The sequence below is a fragment of the Streptomyces sp. JNUCC 63 genome (assembly GCF_054366325.1).
In genome coordinates this window covers 860,096-879,370 of sequence record NZ_CM135963.1, presented here as the reverse complement: position 1 = coordinate 879,370, position 19,275 = coordinate 860,096, and the positions used below count along the sequence as shown (strand labels likewise).

The following is a 19,275-nucleotide window of genomic DNA, read 5'->3' as shown; positions in this document are numbered from 1 at the left end:
CATCGCAGTGGCCCGCAGGGATGAGGTGGACCGCGCACCGGGTCGCGTTCCGTCAACGAAACCTAGAAGTTACGTTCTAGAATCGCCATTACGATGACTAGCGCCCGCCGTCGGTGTCAAGAGGCGGCGTGGATTTGGTAGAACTGCAGTCCGAAGAGCGGTGAGGGGGGCCGATGGTCACGAGACGGAAGACCCACCAGGCGTCCGAGGTGTCGAAGCGGGCGATACTCGAGGCCGTGCTCTCGCGTGCGGTCGAGGCCGGGTACGAGGGGACGACCATGGCCGATGTCGCCCGCGTGTCCGGCCTGCCGATCGGATCCGTCTACTGGCACTTCCAGAACAAGGAGCAGCTCTTCGTCGAGTTGCTCGACTACTGCTTCGAGGTCTGGCGGCAGGCCCACGCGTCCGTCGGCGACCTGCGCGAGCTGCTGCGGCGCAGTATCAGCGATTCGGCAGCGGCATCCGGGAACCTCACCGACCCGGCCGCCGCGTTCTGGAGCATCGGCCTCGTCTTCGCGTTCGAGCGGCGGCTGGAGGACAACCTCGCCCGGCAGCGGTACCTCGCCATCCGCAAGGAGATGTTCGAGTTCATCGCGTCCCGGCTGCGCGCCTCGTACCAGGGGGTGACGGACGAAGTGGCGGCAGAGTTGGCGCACGACATGACGGTCATGGGGCGGGCCTTCACCGACGGCTTCCGGGTGGCCGCGGCCGCCGGCGACGACACCGACTTCGTCCGGTACGCCAAGCTGGCGGCCGACGCGCTCGAGTCCCTGATCTCCGCTCGCCTGCGGGAGCACACGGAGAGAGCCTGACGCTTCGTGGCCGACACGGCGGAGTGCCGGCCGAGCGTCTCCTCCCGGGCGCGGGTGACGGGGCGTCCCACTGGGCGTCCGTCCCGGTTGAAGAGCGAGAGGCGGACGCCCGTCCAGGCCCTGGCTGGGGGGCTTCACCGGGAGGACACGGGGTCGGTCCCGCCCTCGGCGGTCGCCGTGTCCGCCGACAGCCGGGGAAACGGGACTACCGGGGCGAGCCGGCCGAGGCGCCGTCCGGGCCGGCCGGACGTGGTGACGCTCTGAGTGCTTCCCGTTCGCGGACGGTCAGGACGAGATCCTGGCCGCGGGCGACACCCTCCTCGCACCGAGCGTGACGCGTCGCCTGCGTGTACGACCACCAAAGCAACGTGGGTCGGGGCTCCAACCTCGATCCTGGTCTTCGACGTCTGGGAGCACGCCTTCTGCCTGCAGTGCAGGAACCAGAAGGCCGACTTCATCGACGCCATGTGAGCCGTCGCCAACTGGCAGGATGTGGCGACGCGCTACGACGCCGCCAAGTCCCGCACCGACGTGCTTCTGCCGGCCCCCTGACCGCAGCGGTCGTATGACGTGCTGCTCGTGATCGTCTTCGCGGCCTCAACCGGCAGGCGGCACACGGGAGGGCCTCGCCCCGGACAACGCTCGAATCACCCAAGGGCTCGGACGGTCAGGGCGTGCCTCGTCGACGGGTCGGCCTGATGTGCATTGATGACGGTTCGCCGGCCGGGCGCCGTGACTGGTCCGCGGCACAGGCATGACCTGACGTGGCAGCCGAATCATGCCACGGGGACAAAGCCCGATCGAGAGCGTCCGGCCGGTGCGCGGCGCATGCCGATGTGCCGACAGGTGTGTCGGTAACATCCGATAGGATGCCGACGCTTGCGTCGTCAAATTCAAGTAAAGGGCCGTGCGTGCCCAGCGTCGCGCCCCCATCACCCTCATCGCTCGGAGATCCCGTGTTCCTTGCCCTACGCGATCTGCGCTTCGCCCGCGGCCGCTTTGCCTTGATGGGTGCCGTGGTCGCGCTCATCGCCGTCCTCGGCGTACTCCTCTCAGGACTCGCTTCAGGGCTGGCGGACGCCGGCATATCCGGTCTGCGCGCGCTGCCCGTGACCCACATGGCCTTCGACGAGAAGGCGACCAGCGAGCAGTTCTCCCGTTCCACCGTGGAGCAGGAGGACTGGCAGGCATGGTCCAGGGCTTCGGGTGTGAAGCGGGCGGAACCGTTCGGGAACACCCTGGCCAACGCCCAGGTGACCCAGGGTGCCAAGAAGGGCGAGCAGGTCGACCTCGCCGTCTTCGGCATGGCGCCGGACTCGCCCCTGGCCCCCAGCCCCACCAGGGGGGAGGGTCTGAAGGAGGGCGGTACGGGCATCGTCATCACCCGGGAGATCGCCGACCTGGGCGTGGAGATCGGGGATGTCCTGACCGCGGACAAGAGCGAGGTGCGGCTGAAGGTGGTCGGCCTGGTCGACGAGACCATCTCCTACGGCCACATCGGCGTCGCCTACGCCGACCTCGGCACGTGGCGGCATCTGCACTACGGCCTGCCGGGCGACCTGCCCGAGGCCGCGCGCCGGCAGGCCACGGCCGTCGCCCTGACCTTGGAGGATGGTGCCGACGTCGCCGCCGTGGAGAAGGCGACCGCCACCCGCGCCGACAGCAAGGAGACCACCTTCGGCGCGTCCCCCGGATACACGGCCGAGTCGAGCACCATGGCCCTGATCAAGGGCTTCCTGTACGCCATCTCCGCACTCGTCATCGGCGCCTTCTTCACCGTCTGGACCGTGCAGCGCAAGCCCGAGATCGCCCTGCTGAAGGCGCTCGGCGCTCCCACCGGATACATCCTGCGCGACGCGCTCGCCCAGGTCGTCGCCGTGCTCGTCGGCGCGACGGCCGTCGGTACCGCTGTCGGCCTGGCCCTGGGGAGCGCGATGACCGGCAAGGCCCCCTTCTCCCTGTCCGCCCCGGCCATCGCCACGTCCTCCGGCCTCCTCATCGGCCTCGGAACCGCGGGCGCCGTCGTCGCCGTCCGCCGCATCACCGCCGTCGACCCCCTGACCGCTCTGGGAGCCACCCGATGACCACGACCTCCCCCGATCACCAGGCCTCCTCGGACGCTGCGGGCTCCGGTGGACTGCGCCTGCTCGACGTCAGCCTCACCCTGGGCGACGGCGATACCGCCGTCACCGCCCTCGACCACGTCGACCTGAGCGTCGCTCCCGGGGAGTTCGTCGCCGTCGTCGGCCCGTCGGGTTCCGGCAAATCCAGCCTCCTCGCCGTCGCCGGCGGCCTCCAGCGGCCCACCTCGGGCACGGTCCACATCGCCGGCACCGAGCTGACCGCCCTGTCGGACAAGGAACGCACAGCGGCCCGCCGTCGCCATATCGGCTTCGTCTTCCAGCAGTCGAACCTGCTGGCCTCCCTGACCGTCCGGGAACAGCTCTTGCTGCCCCTGCACATCGACGGACACCTCGATGCCGCGGCCCGGACCCGGGCCGACGAACTCATCGAGGCGGTCGGGCTCTCGCACCGCAGCGGTTCCCGCCCGCACCAGTTGTCCGGAGGCGAACGCCAGCGTGCAGGTCTGGCCCGGGCCCTGATGACCTCCCCTGCCGTCCTGCTGGTGGACGAGCCCACCTCGGCGCTGGACCGGGTACGTTCGGCAGAGACGGTACGGCTGATCGCCGAGCAGACCCATGAGCGCGGCACAGCAACGGTCATGGTCACCCACGACACGGCGATAATGGACGCTGCCGACCGGGTGTACGAGATGGTCGACGGCCGTCTGTCCTGACCGGGGCAGCAGGCCGGCGCCTCGCTCCCGGCCTCGTTCGCCACCCAGGAGTCTGTCCCACATGCCGAAGATCAACGCCTCCACCGTCGCCGAACATCGTGCTCAGCAGCGCGAGGCGCTGATCGGGGCAGCGATCGACATCCTGGTGAACGAGGGCGCCGCCGCCGTCACACCGGCAGCGGTCGGCGCCCGCGCGGGTCTGGCCCGCTCCAGCGTGTACCAGTATTTCGACTCCTCGGCGGCCCTGCTGGCAACCATCACGGAGGAAGCCTTCCGGCGCTCCAACGAGGCACTCACCCGTGCCATGGCCGCCGCGAACGGCCCGGTGGAACGCGTCGAGGCATTCTTCAGGGAAAGCCTCCGCCTCGGCGCCGAAGGCGCACACCGACCCGCCGCCGCCCTCATGGGCGCCGGTCTCTCTCCGGCCTGCCAGGAACGGCTGATGGAACTCCATCTGGAACAAGTCGAACCGTTCCGCGCAGCGGTCCGACAGCTCGGTGTCCCCGAGCCCGCGCTCACGGCGGATCTGATCGCCGGGATGCTGCACACGGCCCTTGCCGCCGTCGATGGCGGTGCTCCGCTCGATACGGTCACGGAGCGCACGCTCGTCCTGGTGCGCCGCTGCCTTGCTCCGCTCGGCAGCATGGTCCACGCACCGGAGGAAGGTCACTGAACGTCCTTCACTGTGCCGACGGGTGACCTGGGCTTTTCAGATCACGGCGTGGCGGGCTCGGCCTTCCGCCGAGCCCGCCACGCCGGCTCCCTACCGGAGCCGGACCCGTGTCATGCCGTCAGCGCTGCAGTGTCAGCAGACCCGGACGGTAGGGCAGGAGGCCGTAGTCGCCGCCGGAGCTGGGGCTGCGTCCCTGGTAGAGCAACTGCAGATTGCAGGGATCGACGGTCATGGTCTGATCGGGGCTGGTGCGGATCAGTTCGCCATGGCTGATGTCGTTGGTCCAGGTGGCGCCACTGTTGGCCTTGCCGGCGAAGGGATTGCTCTCGGTCGCGGCCTGGGGTGTCCATGAGCCGTTCAGACTGGTGGCCGTGAACGAGCGGAAGTACCGGCCCTGCGAGCCGATCGCCTCGACGATCATGAGGTAGCGGTTCTGGCCCTGCAGCTTGTAGACCTGCGGGGCTTCGAACAGGTTGTTCGTCGTATCGCTCATGATCACTGTCGAGGCCGAGCCGAAGCTGCCCGGGAAGTTCCCGATCGGCATACTGGCCCGGTAGATCTTGCCGTTGTCGCCGGCGAAGAACAGGTACATGTTCGTGCCGTCACCGATGAGTGTCTGGTCGATGGGTCCTGTTCCGGAGCCGGAGATGCTTCCGGAGAAGAGCACCTGCTCGGACGACCAGCCATTCGGGTTGGTGGGGTCGCTCGACGTCCGGTAGGAGAAGGCGGTTCCGCCCCACTGGTAGGCGAGCACCCAGATGTTCTTCGGCGCGAAGTGGAAGAGCGTGGGTGCGACGGTGGAATTGGACATCGTGTTCTGGCCGGCCGAGGCCATCTCCGACCAATTGGTGAACAGGCCGAAGTTCATCGAACCCCACCTCGTCCCCGTGTCGTGCGTGGTCGCATAGACGAGTTGTCTGCCGTTGTAGGGGACGACGGTGAAGTCCTTGAGCGAGACCCACCCCTGCTTGGGCTGCGCCAGCGCGCCCGTTGATGTCCAGCGGTAGGTCGACGGAAGATCACACGGGCCGGGGGTGTCGGCGCCGACCTTGACGAGCTGCCACTGCTGGTTGGTGCCGCCCCAGTCGTCGTACTGGACGATGTTCGCGTTGTCGGCGGTGGAGGCGCCTTGTACTTCGAGGGCCTTGTTGCTGTGGCGCGAGATGAGCCTCACGTAGCCGTCCGAGCTGTCGGCCAGCCGCCACTGCTGGTTGGTGCCGTTCAGGTCGGCCCACTGGACGATCGAGCCGCCGTTCGCGGTGGACCAGTTGTAGACGTCCAGCACCTTGCCCGAGTGGCGGGACTTGATGCGGTAGTAGCCGTCCCCGGAATCGACGAACTGCCACTGCTGCTGGTTCTGGTTGTTCCTGGTCCACTGGGTGATGCGGGCGCCGTCGTTGGTCGCCATGTTGTAGACATCCAGGGCTTTGCCGCTGTTGCGGTTGACCAGCACATACGAGGCGTTGGGGTCTACGGTCGCGGCCTCGGCGGGCTGGGCACCGAGGAAGGTGGCCACGAGCAGCAAGGGCGCAAGGACGCCGAGTAAGCGTCTTGGACGGACCGGGGACGGGTGGCGAAACCGCATCAGAGGGCCTCCTTGGGGCGGGGTGAGGTGACGCCGATGGACCGCGGAGCGGCCGCGCCGGGGGCGGGGACAGGTTCGAAAGTTTCGAAGTCATCCCGGTTCTGTGACGCCACAAGCTAGGAAGGCGGGGCCCTCTGGTCAAGGTCTGTCGTCGATCTGTCCACAAACAGTTCCTCCCTTTCGGGCCTGACAAGCTGTCGCGCCGACCGGAAACCCCCCGCAAGTTCGCGATACGGCTCGCCAGTCCAGGGATCCGCCTGGCTCGACGAGGATTCGAAAGTTTCGTACGGAGTCCAGAAACTTTTCCCACCGCAAGGGTTGACGAGTCACCGTCAATCCCTCAATCATCCTGTCTGGTAAACCGACCGTAGGTCGAGATTTCGAACCACATTGTCCTGGTCAGACTGCGCTGCACGGCAGAGCCGCGCACAGCTGCACGACAGATCCGCGCACCAAAACACCTGCGCCACCCCGTTCTTCGTTCCGGTGAGGGTCGCACCGACGCATCCTGACGCTTCGTGCAGTCGGAGAGGTATGCGACGCCGCGTGACGCCCCCCGGCTGAGCCGCGATGGAGTACCCCCGTGCCTGTGTCGAGAGACCGCTGCCGCCCGGCGTACGTCACTCGGCGGCCGACCGGGTGCCGTCCGTGCCGGTTGAGATCCTCCCGGGTCCCATGACCGCGGTGTCCGGTGATTCCGTTATTTCCACCTTGGAGGCACAGCCATGGGCTCTTATGCCCTTCCCAGACCCGTTGTCCGACGGAAGATCCGCGTTCTGCTGTTGGCACTGGTCGCCGGCGTCCTCGGTGTGGTCGCCGCACTGGTCTCGCCGCCGACCGCACACGCCGCCGAGAGCACGCTCGGCGCCGCGGCGGCGCAGAGCGGCCGCTACTTCGGCACCGCCATCGCCTCGGGCAGGCTGGGCGACTCGACGTACGCGACGATCGCGGCCCGTGAGTTCAACTCGGTGACGGCCGAGAACGAGATGAAGATCGACGCCACCGAACCGCAGCGGGGCCAGTTCAACTTCACCGCCGCCGACCGCGTCTACAACTGGGCGGTGCAGAACGGCAAGCAGGTGCGCGGTCACACCCTGGCCTGGCACTCCCAGCAGCCCGGCTGGATGCAGAGCCTCAGCGGCAGCGCACTGCGCCAGGCGATGATCGACCACATCAACGGCGTGATGGGCCACTACAAGGGCAAGATCGCACAGTGGGACGTCGTGAACGAGGCCTTCGCCGATGGCAGTTCGGGAGCCCGGCGCGACTCCAACCTGCAACGCACCGGCAACGACTGGATCGAGGTCGCCTTCCGCACCGCGCGCGCCGCCGACCCGTCCGCCAAGCTCTGCTACAACGACTACAACGTCGAGGACTGGACCTGGGCCAAAACCCAGGCCATGTACGCCATGGTCCGAGACTTCAAGCAGCGCGGCGTGCCGATCGACTGCGTCGGCTTCCAGTCGCACTTCAACAGCGGCAGCCCCTACAACAGCAACTTCCGCACCACCCTGCAGAACTTCGCCGCCCTCGGCGTCGACGTGGCCATCACCGAACTCGACATCCAGGGTGCCCCGGCCACGACCTACGCCAACGTGGTCAACGACTGCCTGGCCGTCCCGCGCTGCCTCGGCATCACCGTCTGGGGTGTGCGCGACAGCGACTCCTGGCGACCGGAGCACACGCCGCTGCTGTTCAACAGCGACGGCAGCAAGAAGCCTGCGTACACCGCCGTCCTCAACGCACTCAACGGCGGCTCCTCCACACCGCCTTCGCATTCCGGACCGATCAAGGGCGTCGGTTCGGGCCGCTGCCTGGACGTGCCCGGCACCAGCACCACCGACGGCACCCAGGTCCAGCTGTGGGACTGCCACAACGGCACCAACCAGCAGTGGACGTACACCGACGCCGGCGAGCTCAGGGTCTACGGCAACAAGTGCCTGGACGCCGCCGGCACGGGCAACGGCGCCAAAGTCCAGATCTACAGTTGCTGGGGCGGTGACAACCAGAAATGGCGCCTCAACTCCGACGGATCCATCGTCGGCGTCCAGTCCGGCCTCTGCCTCGACGCCGTCGCAGGCGGCACCGCCAACGGCACCCTGATCCAGCTCTACTCCTGCTCGAACGGCAGCAACCAACGCTGGAGCCGCGCCTGACAAGGCCTGCCACAAACGAAAGGGTGAATCGGTGACGGCCTACAGTGCGGCTTCCCTCGTCCCTCCACGAAGACATCGCTGATGGTCCCGGGTCGCCGCCGTGGTGGCGGCGACCCTCGCGATCGGCATGGCCTGGTGGGCGGCGTCACAACCGTCCGGTCCCCGTGGAAGTGCAGGCAGGTGGCCTTCTCCTCAAAGTGAAACGATGTTCCTCACAATCTTCGAGTCCGACGTGTGCTGATGTACAGTGAAGACCGCCCTTGACCTGCACAAAGCAGGCAGGGAGCCGTCTTCCGGGAGTCCCAAATGCTGCGTACTCTGTTCAAGTCCAAGATCTAGCACTTGGGTATTTTCGCAAGTCAGAGACGTGATGAGGTCATTCGGGTCAGCAAACAGTCAGCATCGGGTGCAGAGGTGTCCAGGCATGCTGACCTGGTGACCGCCACGATGGGGACTTGGGCACAGATGCCTGGCCCCGCTTGGAAGGTTCGCTACACGGCTCGACAGCTCGCCCGCGGCATGGGCCCTTCCTCAAAGACTGCGCCAAGCCGACCCGGTGCCCGCCTCCTACACGCCGTTTCAGGGGCGCGCTCGGTAAGCAATGCGAGGAGGCCGGATGCGGTACCCGGGACGAAGCGATCGAACGCCTTGCGTGAGTACACGCCGGGAAGAAGCGGACGGCGCCGTCCGTTGCGGAGGCCCGCTGAGATCTGGGTGGCGTTTTCCAGTGACCTGAGTCGGAGATTCGTCGGCAGTGGGCGGCGACTTTGTCGAGGATCTCGTCGGCGTGAAGTGCGGATGGGAGCGCGGGTGCGCCAGTAACCACTTCTTGCTCACGGGCGTCCTGCGAGGGGCGTAGTCGTCCAGGATCAGGTGCATGTCCAGGCCTGCGGGGACTTCCTTGTCGGGCTCGGCGAGGAACTTCGCGGGCCCGACGGCCCGGTGCCGCCAGGGTGCCGATCACCTCGCGGGTGACGGCCTCCGGCGCGGCAAACAAGGTGGTGGTGCCGTCTGGAGGCAGTCGTGGCCGCGGCGTTCGGGGACCCCAGGCATCGTCGGCGGCCGTCGGGCCCGCGCCCGGGCCGCCGAGCGACGACGCACCCGGCCCTCCAGCATGGCCCGCCAGCACGGCCCGCCGGGCATCGGCCACCGGCAACGGCGGAACCTCCGGATCCAGGCGAATCGTGCTCAGCCAACGGCAAGTCCCCAGCCCGGGAGGTTAGTTCGGGTCACCCGGTTCGAAGCCGTGGACCGGTGCTCGCACAAGGGCCGGACGGCCCTGACTCAGGGGCGTCCGGCCCTGTGGCGCGGCGGAGGACGAGGAGATGATCGCTTCAGGCACTGTGCGCGGTCCGGCTGTATCTCCTCACCCCGCCGTACGGTCGGCCGCAGCAGGCCAGAGGCATCGGGCAAGAGAGGACGGCTGAACGTGAGCGCTCCCGCAGTGCGACCCGCCGACGAGGCGTGGTCGCGCGGAGGATGTTCCGTGGCCCCGCACGAGGAGGCGCCATGAGCACCGACCGGAGCGTCGACACCCGGGCCGTGGTGCACCTGGTCGAGGTGAGCAGGAAGGAAGCGCTGGAGCTGCTGGCGAGCGTGTCCTTGGGCAGGGTCGGCTTCACTGAGCAGGCACTGCCGGTCATCCGGCCCGTCAACCACCTGGTGGACGCGGGGGCTGTCATCATGCGTACCCACCCGGGATCCGCTCTGCTGAGCCACTCGCTGAACTCGGAAGTGGTGGCGTACGAGGCGGACGACATCGACCGGGTGACGCACACCGGCTGGAGCGTGGTGGTGACGGGAGTCGCCACACGCGTGACAGCTCCAGAGGAACTGGCCCGGTACCGGCGCCTTCTGGTGCCCTGGATCGGCACCGAGATGGTGCACGTGGTGCGTATCGTCCCCGAACTCGTCACCGGCTACCGTCTGGAGCGGTCGCTCGTGTGACCGGCGGGTAGCGGTGGGCTGCCCGTACCGGTTCGACCGGTCTCTTCCGAGGCGGGAACGGACGCACGGGACCGACCGGTCCTGGCCTTTCGTTTCCGGGCCGGGGAAGGATGGCCAGTGGAGTTCGAGAGCATGAGGAGTGTTCGATGGCGGTCGGCGAGCAGGGTGGTCGTGCGGGCGACCCGATCCGGGTGTTTCTGCTGGACGACCATGAGGTGGTGCGTCGGGGAGTGCACGACCTGTTGGACGACGAGGCGGACATCACGGTGGTCGGTGAGGCGGCGACGGCGGAGCAGGCTCTGGTGCGGGTTCCGGCGCTGCGCCCGGACGTGGCGGTTCTGGATGTGCGGCTGCCGGACGGCGACGGGGTGAGCGTGTGCCGTGAGTTGCGTTCGGGGATGCCGGAACTGGTGTGCCTGATGCTGACGTCGTTCGACGACGAGGAGGCGTTGCTGGATTCGATCATGGCGGGTGCGTCAGGGTATGTGCTGAAGCAGATTCAGGGTTCTGACCTGGTGTCGGCGGTGCGCACGGTGGCCGGTGGCCAGTCGCTGCTGGACGCGAGTGCGACGACCCGGTTGATGGCGCGGTTGCGGGGTGGCGAGCAGGCGGCCGAGGAGCCCGATGTCCTGCCGGGTCTGACCGAACGGGAGCGGGAGATCCTGGACTTGATCGGGGAGGGGCTGACGAACCGGCAGATCGGTCAGCGGTTGTATCTGGCGGAGAAGACGGTGAAGAACCACATTTCCCGTCTGCTGGCCAAGCTGGGGGTCGAACGGCGTGTCCAGGCGGCGGTCATCGCCACCCAGGCCCGCGACCGAAAGCGCGACCAGGGACACTGACGCGACGCACAGTGCGGGACCGCACTTTTCGCGCGGCTCCGAGCGGACGTGGGCATGGTCGTGGACACCGAGGCGAACCGGTCAGCGCCTACCGGAGCGGAGGGGCGTACCACCGGCCGATCCCACACGGTCCGGGACACCGAGATCCACGACGGTCGAGCCGGAAGGGCGGGTGCCCGGCTGCCGTGCTCCATCAACCGGGTCACCGTGCGGTCCACGCCGGCCGGGGCGCCCTCGCAGCCGTCCGAGCGGGCCCCGGCCGGCTGCGGTGGTCCGCTGGCCGGCCGTGCTCAGCCGTAGTAGGCGGTGCGCATGATTCCCTGCATGTCGTCCAGCATCGGCATGCGGGGGTTGGCCGGTGCGCACTGGTCCTCGTAGGCGTTGAGGGCCTGCTGCGGCAGGGCGTCCAGGAAGGGCCGCTCGTCGACGCCCAGCGCCTTGAACGTCGGCTCGATGCCGACGGTGTCGCGCAGGCGCTCGACGGCCACGGCCAGGGACTCCACGCCCTCGGCCGGGGTGGCGGCGGGCAGTCCGAGGGTGCGGGCGATGTCCTGGAAGCGTTCGGGAGCGCGGTAGTTCTCGTACTTGGGCCAGCCGGTGAGCTTCGTCGGGACGGTGCCGTTGTAGCGGATGACGTGCGGGAGCAGCACGGCGTTGGTGCGGCCGTGCGCGATGTGGAAGGTGGCGCCGAGGGTGTGGGACATGGCGTGGACGATGCCGAGGAAGGCGTTGCCGAAGGCCATGCCCGCGATGGTGCCGGCGTTGTGCATCCTCTCCCGGGCCTCCGCCGAGCCGTCGCGGTCGTTGACCGCTGCTTCCAGGTGGTCGAAGACCAGGCGGATGGCGTGCAGCGCGAGGCCGTCGGTGAAGTCGTTGGCGTAGACGGACACGTACGCCTCGATGGCGTGGGTGAGGGCGTCGAAGCCGCTGTCGGCGGCCAGCGCCGGGGGCAGGGCGGTGGTGAGGAGGGGGTCGACGATGGCCACGCTGGGGGTGAGCGCGTAATCAGCCAGTGGGTACTTCTTACCGGTGGCGGGATCGGAGATGACGGCGAAGGGAGTGACCTCGGCGCCGGTTCCGGAGGTGGTGGGCACGCACACCAGGCGGGCCAGCCTGCCCAGGGCCGGGAAGCGGAAGGCGCGCTTGCGGATGTCGGAGAACTTCTGCCGCATGTCGGCGAAGTCGACGTCGGGCTGCTCGTACAACAGCCACATCACCTTCGCCGCGTCCATGGGCGAGCCGCCACCCAGTGCGATGATCGTGTCGGGACGGAAGTCCCGCATCAGGCCGGCACCCCGCTGCACGGAGTCGATGCTGGGCTCGGGTTCGACATTGTCGATGATCTGTACGGTCACCGGCTCACGACGCCGCTGCAGCACCCGAGTGATCCGGTCGACGAAGCCGAGGCGGGTCATGGTCGCGTCGGTGACGACCGTGACGCGGTGGACGTCCGGCATGGAGGTCAGGTAACGGATGGCCTGCGGCTCGAAGTAGACCTTCGGCGGGACCTTGAACCACTGCAGGTTGTTGCGGCGGGTGCCGACCCGCTTGACGTTGAGCAACTGGGCGGCGGAGACGTTGTTCGACACCGATGTGCTCCCCCAGGAGCCGCAGCCGAGGGTCAGTGACGGCAGCAGGCCGTTGTAGATGCCGCCGATCGCGCCCTGCGAGGACGGGGCGTTGACGATGATCCGCACGGTCTTCATGCGTGTGCCGTACGCCTCCGCCAGGGCGCGGTCCTCGGTGTGGATGACGGCGCTGTGACCCTGGCCGTGGAAGGCGACCATGTCCGCGGCCAGGTCGAAGCCCTGCTGCTCGTCCTCGGCCCGGAGCACGGCCAGGACGGGGCAGAGCTTCTCCCGGGTCAGCGGCTCGTCCGGGCCGACGCGTCCGGTCTCGACCAGGATGACCGAGGTGTCCTCCGGTACGGAGAACCCGGCCTGCTCGGCGATCCAGACCGGGCTCCGGCCGACGGCCGCGGCGTTGACCTTGGGCTCGCAGCCGGCGCCCGAGCCGCCGGTGATGGGGAACAGGAAGGACTCCAGCTTCGCCTTCTCCTGAGGGGTGGCCAGGTGGGCGTGGAGGGTGCGGAACTCGGCGAGCGCCGCGTCGTAGATGCCGGTGTCCAGGATGACGGCCTGTTCGGAGGCGCAGATCATGCCGTTGTCGAACGACTTCGACAGCACCAGGTCGTTGACGGCCCGGCGCAGCTTCGCGCTCTTGTGGACGTAGGCGGGGACGTTGCCGGCGCCCACCCCGAGAGCGGGCTTGCCGGCCGAGTAGGCGGCCTTGACCATGGCGTTGCCGCCGGTGGCGAGGATGAGCGAGACGCCCGGGTGCCGCATCAGCGTGTCGGTGGCCTCGACCGACGGCTGCTCGATCCACTGCACGCAGTGCTCGGGCGCTCCCGCGGCGACGGCCGCGTCACGCACGATCCGGGCGGCCTCGGCGCTGCAGCGCTGGGCGGAGGGGTGGAAGGCGAACACGACCGGGTTGCGGGTCTTCAGGGCCATCAGTGCCTTGAAGAGCGTCGTGGAGGTCGGGTTGGTGACGGGCGTGATCGCGCACACGACGCCCACCGGTTCGGCGATCTCGACCATGTCCTCGATGTCGTCGCGGGCGATGACCCCGACGGTCTTCATGTGGCCCATGCTGTGCGTGACGTGCTCGCACGCGAACATGTTCTTGGCCGCCTTGTCCTCGAAGACCCCCCGTCCGGTCTCCTCCACCGCCAGGCGGGCCAGCGCGGTGTGCCGGTCCAGGGCGGCGACCGACGCCTTCTTCACGATGTGGTCGACCTGCTCCTGGGTGAGTCCCTCGTAGTCGGCGAGCGCCTTGAGGCCGGCCGTGACCAGACGGTCCACGGCGACCGCGGTGTCGGACGGGGCCTCGGTGCCGATCGCGGCCGTGGTCCGCGAGTCCTGTCGGGTCATGGTGGTCTGCCTCCGTTGTCAGGTGCCGCCGTGCACAGGCGGCGGCGTCGGGACGGGAGGGGCACCGCGGGGGACCGGTGCCCTTCCCCGACTCCACTGTCCTGTGCGATCCGGTGCCGCAGCAGGCTCCGAAGGTCCCCTTCCGAGCCCTGAGGGCCCGGGCCGGCAGGGCCTGTCGGCCCGGGCCCCGGACAGTCCCGCACGCCCGCCGGCCGCGCGGGTCACCGGACTTCGGCGCGACCGGCCGTGACGGGTGGTGCGCAGTCGTCGACGCGGAACGTCAGAGCGTTCATCACGCCGACGACGCCCTCCAGCCGCCATGCGGCGTGGACGGCCTCCGGCACCTGGCTGCACAGCTCCACCCGGCCGTCGAGGGTGACGACACCGTCGCGGACGGAGACGCGGACGGCTTCGGCCGGCAGTCCCAGGGCACCGACGAGAACCTCCTCGGTCACTTGGTGGCGGATGTCGTCGTCCGTGCGCAGGAAGACCCGGAGCAGGTCCCGGCGGGTGGCGATGCCGATGAGCCGGTCCTCCTCGTCGACCACGGGCAGCCGCTCGATGCCACGGCGTTCCATCAGCCGGGCCGCGTCCGGGACGGTCTGCTCCGGGTGCACGGTGATCGCGGGACTCGACATCACGTCCGCCGCCGTGACGGCGGGAGCCGGATCGTGGTCGGCCCGGTGCGCCTGCGCGCGTACGAGGTCGGTTCCGGAGACCACACCGAGCACCTTGTCGTCGTCGTCGAGCACCGGCACTCCGCTGATCCGGTGGTGGTCGAGCAGCCGGACGACTTCCTTGAACGGTGTCGTCCGGTGGGCCTGCACGACGTTCCTGGTCATCACTTCACCGACGGTGCGAGTGGGCACGGCGGTTCCTCCTTCACGAGCACGGCGGGGAGGGGGTCGGCCCCGACTCCCCGCCAGGTCGGGCGCCGGGGGCGCCTATCGCTCCGGACCGCCGCGCCACGGGGGCGGCGTGGCCGTCCTGCGGGTGGCGTCCCGACGGTGTGCGACACGGTCGGTGCTGCTGCGCAGCCGGTCCTGCAGCCGGCCGGCGAGCTCCCGGGCGCTCGCCTCGCGGGCGTGGACGACCACGAGGCGGTTCCCCACCCGGATCTCCGCGACGGCGGACCAGGGCAGCTCGACGTGGTGGGCCGCAGCTCTGACGACGCGCACTTCGCCGCCGGCGGACGGCAGTCCGGGACGGTCCAGAGCGGCGACGACCTTCTCCCGGACGTAGGCGAGGGACTCCTCGTCCACGTCGCCCTCGGCGCGCACCCGGACGGTGGTGTCGAGGCCATGGGTACCGATGTCCTTGGCAGTCATGTGCTCCACTCCTCGTGATCGTTCCGGCACGTCTCCAGCCTGCCGCCTGTCCTGTCCCGGTCCCAGGGGCGGTCGGCCCCGGGGCCGGGGCCGAGGGTCCCGCTCACCTGCTGTCGCTCACATCGGCCCCCTCCAGTGCGGCCCGCCCCGCCTCCAGCCGTGCCACTGGGACCCGGAAGGGGGAGCAGGAGACGTAGTCGAGGCCGGTGGTGTGGAAGAAGTGCACCGAGTCGGGATCCCCGCCGTGCTCACCGCAGACGCCGATCTTCAGGTCCGGCCGGGTGGCGCGGCCTTCCGCGACGGCCAGCCGGACCAGCCGGCCCACGCCGTCCCGGTCGAGAGTCTCGAACGGGGAGACGGGGAAGACGCCTTTGTCGAGGTAGGCGGAGAAGAACTCGGCCTCGACGTCGTCGCGGGAGAAGCCCCAGGTGGTCTGGGTCAGGTCGTTGGTGCCGAAAGAGAAGAACTCGGCCTCCTCGGCGATCCGGCCCGCCGTCAGCGCCGCCCTGGGCAGCTCGATCATGGTGCCGACGGGGCACGTGACCGGCACGCCCGACGTCTCGGAGACCTCGGCCAGTACTCGCTGTACCTCGTCCCGGACGATCCGCAGTTCGCGGACGTCCCCGACGAGCGGGACCATGATCTCCGCCCGGGGAGCGCCACCGGCCAGAAGGCGTTGCGCGACGGCCTCACCGATCGCCCGGACCTGCATGGCGACCAGGCCGGGGACCACCAGACCGAGGCGTACGCCCCGCAGCCCGAGCATCGGGTTCTCCTCGTGCATGCGGTTCACCGCGGCCAGCAGTTCGACGTCGTGTGCGTCCGGCCGCTCGCCGCGGGCCTCGGCAGCGGCGATCCGGACCGCCAGTTCGGTGCGGTCCGGCAGGAACTCGTGCAGCGGCGGGTCCAGCAGACGGATGGTGACCGGCAGGCCGTCCATCGCCTCCAGGATGCCCGTGAAGTCCTCCCGCTGGAGCGGCAGAAGGGCTGCCAACGCCCGGTCGCGCTGCACGTCCGTGTCGGCCAGGACCATCTCCTCGACCAGCTTGCGGCGCTCGCCGAGGAACATGTGCTCGGTGCGGCACAGCCCGATGCCCTGCGCGCCGAACCGGCGCGCGCGGGCGGCGTCCTCAGGGGTGTCGGCGTTGGCCCGCACCTCCAGCCGCCGCACGGTGTCGGCCCTGGTCAGAGCACGGGCCACCGCGTCGACCACACCGGTCGTCGTGTGGTCGCCCACACCGGCCTCCAGGAAACGCATGACGGCCGAGTCGACCAGCGGAACGGAGCCCGGGTACACGGCACCCGCGGTGCCGTCCACGGACAGGACCGTGCCCTCCTCGACGACGGTGCCGTCCGGCGTGGTGAAGCGCCGCCGCCCGATGTCCACGGAGAGTTCCTCGGCACCGCAGACGCAGACCTTGCCCATGCCGCGCGCCACGACGGCGGCGTGGCTCGTCTTGCCACCGCGACTGGTGAGCACGGCCTGGGCGGCGATCATGCCGGGCAGGTCGTCGGGAGTGGTCTCCTGCCGGACGAGGACCACCTTCTCCCCGGCGGCGGCACGCCGCACCGCCTCGGCGGAGTCGAAGACCGCGACGCCGACCGCGGCACCGGGCGAGGCCGGGAGGCCGCGGGCGAGCGGATCACCGGTCGCGGAGGCGTCGAAGCGCGGGAACATCAACCGGGCGAGGCCCTCGCCGCTGACCCGGGCGAGGCCCTCGTCCGGGGTGATGAGCCCTTCGTCGGCCAGTGCGGCGGCGAGGACGAAGCCCGCCTCGGCGGTGCGCTTGCCGACGCGGGTCTGCAGCATCCACAGGGTGCCGCGCTCGATGGTGAACTCGATGTCGCACAGGTCGCGGTAGTGCCGCTCCAGGGTCTCCATGTGTGCGCGCAGGCGGCTGTAGGACCCGGCGTCCGAGCGCTCCAGCTCGGTCAGGGGCACGGTGTTGCGGATGCCGGCGACGACGTCCTCGCCCTGGGCGTTGGGCAGGTAGTCGCCGTACAGACCGGGGCGCCCGGTGGCCGGGTCGCGGGTGAAGGCGACACCGCTGCCGGAGTCGGGCCCGAGGTTGCCGAACACCATGCGCTGCACGTTGACGGCGGTGCCGAGGTCGTCGGCGATGTGCTCGCGCCGCCGGTACAGGCGGGCGCGTTCGCCGTTCCAGGACTCGAAGACGGCCAGGACCGCCCGGCGCAGCTGCTCGGCGGGTGACTGCGGGAAGTGCTCGCCGGTTTCCAGGTGGATGATGTTCTTGTACGTCTCCACGAGCCGGGCGAGGTCACCGGCGTCCAGGTGCACGTCGTCCGGGACTCCTCGCAGGTCCTTGAGCAGGGCGATGGCCCGCTCGAACTGAGATGCGTCGACGCCCATGACGGTGTTGCCGAACATCTGCACGAGACGGCGGTAGGAGTCCCAGGCGAAGCGCTTGCTGCCGGAGACCTTGGCCAGCCCGAGGACGGACTCGTCGTTGAGCCCGATGTCGAGGATCGTCTCCATCATGCCGGGCATGGAGAACCTGGCGCCGGAGCGGACCGACAGCAGCAGCGGGTCGTCCGGTTGCCCGAGCAGCCGGCCCGCGGCGGACTCGACGGCCGCCAGGTGCTCGGAGATCTCCTCCCACATGCCCTGAGGCTCACCACCGGTGTCCAGGAACGCCCGGCACGCCTCGGTGGTGATGGTGAAGCCCGGCGGCACCGGCAGCCCGAGCCGGGTCATCTCGGCCAGGTTCGATCCCTTGCCACCGAGCAGGGCGGCCATGTCACGGCCGCCCTCGGTGAAGTCGTACACGTAACGAGCCATGACGCTGCGCTCCTCGGCTATGGGGCTTGGTTCCTCCAGCGTCGAACGCCGACGTCCTCCCCGCGAGGTACCGGCAGTCCCGACCGAGGGGCCGGTCGACCCTGTGCCGCCTTCTGCCCCGCAGGGGCGAAAGGACCCGGGGCGGGGCCGTGCGGCCCCTGGGCCCCGGCCTTCGCGGAGAGGAGGCTCCAAGACATCCGGAACGATCGATCAGGGAGGGGACGCGTCATGCTGCACGACATCGCGGTGGGAGTCGACGGATCGCCCGCGAGCCTTGCGGCCGCGCACTGGGCGGCCCAGGAGGCCCAGCGGCGGGGGACCGGGCTCAGCGTGGTGCACGCCTGGTACCGCCATGCCCGCCCCGCGCCGTACATACCCACGGACAGCACCGAGCGCGGTTGGGCCGAGCAGATACTCCAGGAGGCCGTGCGCAGTGTGCGCTCGGCCCATCCCGGTCTGCGGATCACCGAGCGCCTCGTGTGCGACGCGACGGTCACCGCACTGGTCGCCGCCGCGGACGGCGCCGACATGCTGGTCCTCGGATCCCTCGGCCTGGGGCCCGTGGGCGGGTTCGTGACGGGGTCCGTGTCCCAGCGCGTCGTAGCCCGGTCCACCCGCCCCGTGGTGCTGGTCCGGGCCGGGCGGAGCGCCGCCGACGAGCACCTTCCGGCCGCCGACGGCCTCGCTCCGGAGGAGATCCCGCAGACGCCGTACCGCGAGGTCGTTCTGGGACTGCACGTCGGCCGCCCCTGCGACGAGCTGCTCGAATGGGCCTTCGACGTCGCCCGGCTGCGCGGCACCGGACTGCGAGTGGTCCATGCTTTCCGGACGCCGTCCCGGCGCACCCCCGCACCGTCGGTGCCCATACCGTCCGCGGCCTTTGAGAGCCCGGCACCGTACGCCCAGGCACCGGGGCAGGCGTCGGCCGACGCGGAGCGCACGGTGACCGCGGTACTGCGCCCCTGGCGGGAGAAGTATCCGACCGTCCCCGTGACCGAGACGGTCGCCGAAGGCCGGGCCACCGTCGCCTTGGTGCACGCGGCGAGGGACGCCGGACTCCTCGTGGTGGGCCGCCGCACGAACGGACGCCGGCTCGGTGCCCACACCGGTCCGGTCGCGCACGCCGTCCTGCACCACGTCGGCTGCCCCGTCGCCGTGGTCCCGCACGACTGAGCCCGCCCGCACGCGACCTGCCCACCCGGGACCGGTCGGACCGGGCCCGGGCACCGCCGTCCCACCGGTTCCCCCCGCTTGTACGGCGGGGGACCGGCGGGACGGCGGTCGTCTGCCCGGATCGCCGTAGTGGCGGGGTGCTCCCGGCGCCGATGAGTGCCGACCCGCCGTGCCCCGGTCCTCGCCCTTGGCCGAGTCTCGCGCCCTGGTGCGCGGTCAGGGGCCGAAG

The 19,275-nt window shown here is 69.8% G+C and carries 13 protein-coding genes and 1 pseudogene; 9 read left to right on the top strand and 5 right to left on the bottom strand.

The features are described from left to right. Positions 1–173: 173 nt before the first annotated feature. The 5 genes and pseudogenes from ACX25U_RS04040 to ACX25U_RS04020 all read left to right on the top strand — a co-directional run bounded on the left by ACX25U_RS04040 (position 174) and on the right by ACX25U_RS04020 (position 4,282). Positions 174–812 (top strand): TetR family transcriptional regulator, encoded by a 639-nt coding sequence (locus ACX25U_RS04040; RefSeq protein WP_454389118.1) that lies wholly within the window; start codon positions 174–176, stop codon positions 810–812. A gap of 347 nt (positions 813–1,159) precedes the next feature. Next, positions 1,160–1,364, top strand: a pseudogene (locus ACX25U_RS04035) (Fe-Mn family superoxide dismutase); the annotation flags it as partial. Positions 1,365–1,768: 404 nt separating this feature from the next. Next, the gene (locus tag ACX25U_RS04030; protein WP_454389116.1) at positions 1,769–2,896 is read left to right on the top strand and encodes an ABC transporter permease; all 1,128 of its coding nucleotides are present in this window, start codon (positions 1,769–1,771) and stop codon (positions 2,894–2,896) included. After that, the gene (locus ACX25U_RS04025) at positions 2,893–3,609 is read left to right on the top strand and encodes an ABC transporter ATP-binding protein (protein ID WP_454389114.1); all 717 of its coding nucleotides are present in this window, start codon (positions 2,893–2,895) and stop codon (positions 3,607–3,609) included. The genes ACX25U_RS04030 and ACX25U_RS04025 overlap by 4 nt, the downstream gene beginning before the upstream one ends. A 61-nt stretch (positions 3,610–3,670) precedes the next feature. Continuing rightward, a complete protein-coding gene (locus tag ACX25U_RS04020; RefSeq protein ID WP_454389112.1) occupies positions 3,671–4,282 on the top strand; it encodes a TetR/AcrR family transcriptional regulator in 612 nt (203 codons plus the stop codon). A gap of 118 nt (positions 4,283–4,400) precedes the next feature. On the opposite strand, the gene ACX25U_RS04015 is transcribed toward ACX25U_RS04020, so the two are convergent. Next, positions 4,401–5,867, bottom strand: coding sequence for a non-reducing end alpha-L-arabinofuranosidase family hydrolase (locus tag ACX25U_RS04015; protein ID WP_454389110.1), 1,467 nt, complete (start codon positions 5,865–5,867; stop codon positions 4,401–4,403). Between the two features lie 725 nt (positions 5,868–6,592). On the opposite strand from ACX25U_RS04015, the gene ACX25U_RS04010 reads away from it, so the two are divergent. The 3 genes from ACX25U_RS04010 (at position 6,593) to ACX25U_RS04000 (ending at position 10,812) form a co-directional block, all read left to right on the top strand. Beyond that, positions 6,593–8,023 carry an endo-1,4-beta-xylanase gene (locus tag ACX25U_RS04010; protein WP_454389108.1) on the top strand — a complete coding sequence of 477 codons (1,431 nt, stop codon included), beginning with the start codon at positions 6,593–6,595 and terminating at the stop codon, positions 8,021–8,023. A gap of 1,509 nt (positions 8,024–9,532) precedes the next feature. Next, complete coding sequence (locus ACX25U_RS04005) at positions 9,533–9,970, top strand: pyridoxamine 5'-phosphate oxidase family protein (RefSeq protein ID WP_454389106.1); 438 nt, start codon at positions 9,533–9,535, stop codon at positions 9,968–9,970. A gap of 146 nt (positions 9,971–10,116) precedes the next feature. Next, on the top strand, positions 10,117–10,812 hold the full coding sequence (locus tag ACX25U_RS04000) for a response regulator (protein WP_454389104.1): 696 nt from the start codon (positions 10,117–10,119) through the stop codon (positions 10,810–10,812). 290 nt (positions 10,813–11,102) lie between these two features. Here the strand turns inward: ACX25U_RS04000 and adhE are convergent, their stop codons facing one another. The 4 genes from adhE to ppdK all read right to left on the bottom strand — a co-directional run bounded on the left by adhE (position 11,103) and on the right by ppdK (position 17,873). Beyond that, positions 11,103–13,745 carry a bifunctional acetaldehyde-CoA/alcohol dehydrogenase gene (gene adhE, locus ACX25U_RS03995; RefSeq protein ID WP_454389102.1) on the bottom strand — a complete coding sequence of 881 codons (2,643 nt, stop codon included), beginning with the start codon at positions 13,743–13,745 and terminating at the stop codon, positions 11,103–11,105. A 221-nt stretch (positions 13,746–13,966) separates the two neighbouring features. Further along, positions 13,967–14,587 (bottom strand): CBS domain-containing protein, encoded by a 621-nt coding sequence (locus ACX25U_RS03990; RefSeq protein WP_454394808.1) that lies wholly within the window; start codon positions 14,585–14,587, stop codon positions 13,967–13,969. A 102-nt stretch (positions 14,588–14,689) separates the two neighbouring features. Continuing rightward, positions 14,690–15,073, bottom strand: coding sequence for a hypothetical protein (locus ACX25U_RS03985; RefSeq protein WP_454389100.1), 384 nt, complete (start codon positions 15,071–15,073; stop codon positions 14,690–14,692). Positions 15,074–15,176: 103 nt separating this feature from the next. Then, positions 15,177–17,873, bottom strand: coding sequence for a pyruvate, phosphate dikinase (ppdK, locus tag ACX25U_RS03980; protein ID WP_454389098.1), 2,697 nt, complete (start codon positions 17,871–17,873; stop codon positions 15,177–15,179). A 228-nt stretch (positions 17,874–18,101) separates the two neighbouring features. On the opposite strand from ppdK, the gene ACX25U_RS03975 reads away from it, so the two are divergent. Then, positions 18,102–19,046, top strand: coding sequence for a universal stress protein (locus ACX25U_RS03975; protein WP_454389097.1), 945 nt, complete (start codon positions 18,102–18,104; stop codon positions 19,044–19,046). The last annotated feature ends 229 nt before the right edge of the window (positions 19,047–19,275 follow it).

Coding starts and splice junctions, on each gene's coding strand:
- adhE (WP_454389102.1), bottom strand. CDS start 13,745: ATGACCCGACAGGACTCGCGGACCACGGCCGCGATCGGCACCGAGGCC.
- ppdK (WP_454389098.1), bottom strand. CDS start 17,873: ATGGCTCGTTACGTGTACGACTTCACCGAGGGCGGCCGTGACATGGCC.
- ACX25U_RS04020 (WP_454389112.1), top strand. CDS start 3,671: ATGCCGAAGATCAACGCCTCCACCGTCGCCGAACATCGTGCTCAGCAG.
- ACX25U_RS04005 (WP_454389106.1), top strand. CDS start 9,533: ATGAGCACCGACCGGAGCGTCGACACCCGGGCCGTGGTGCACCTGGTC.
- ACX25U_RS03975 (WP_454389097.1), top strand. CDS start 18,102: ATGCTGCACGACATCGCGGTGGGAGTCGACGGATCGCCCGCGAGCCTT.
- ACX25U_RS04040 (WP_454389118.1), top strand. CDS start 174: ATGGTCACGAGACGGAAGACCCACCAGGCGTCCGAGGTGTCGAAGCGG.
- ACX25U_RS04015 (WP_454389110.1), bottom strand. CDS start 5,867: ATGCGGTTTCGCCACCCGTCCCCGGTCCGTCCAAGACGCTTACTCGGC.
- ACX25U_RS04000 (WP_454389104.1), top strand. CDS start 10,117: ATGGCGGTCGGCGAGCAGGGTGGTCGTGCGGGCGACCCGATCCGGGTG.
- ACX25U_RS03985 (WP_454389100.1), bottom strand. CDS start 15,073: ATGACTGCCAAGGACATCGGTACCCATGGCCTCGACACCACCGTCCGG.
- ACX25U_RS04010 (WP_454389108.1), top strand. CDS start 6,593: ATGGGCTCTTATGCCCTTCCCAGACCCGTTGTCCGACGGAAGATCCGC.
- ACX25U_RS03990 (WP_454394808.1), bottom strand. CDS start 14,587: ATGACCAGGAACGTCGTGCAGGCCCACCGGACGACACCGTTCAAGGAA.
- ACX25U_RS04025 (WP_454389114.1), top strand. CDS start 2,893: ATGACCACGACCTCCCCCGATCACCAGGCCTCCTCGGACGCTGCGGGC.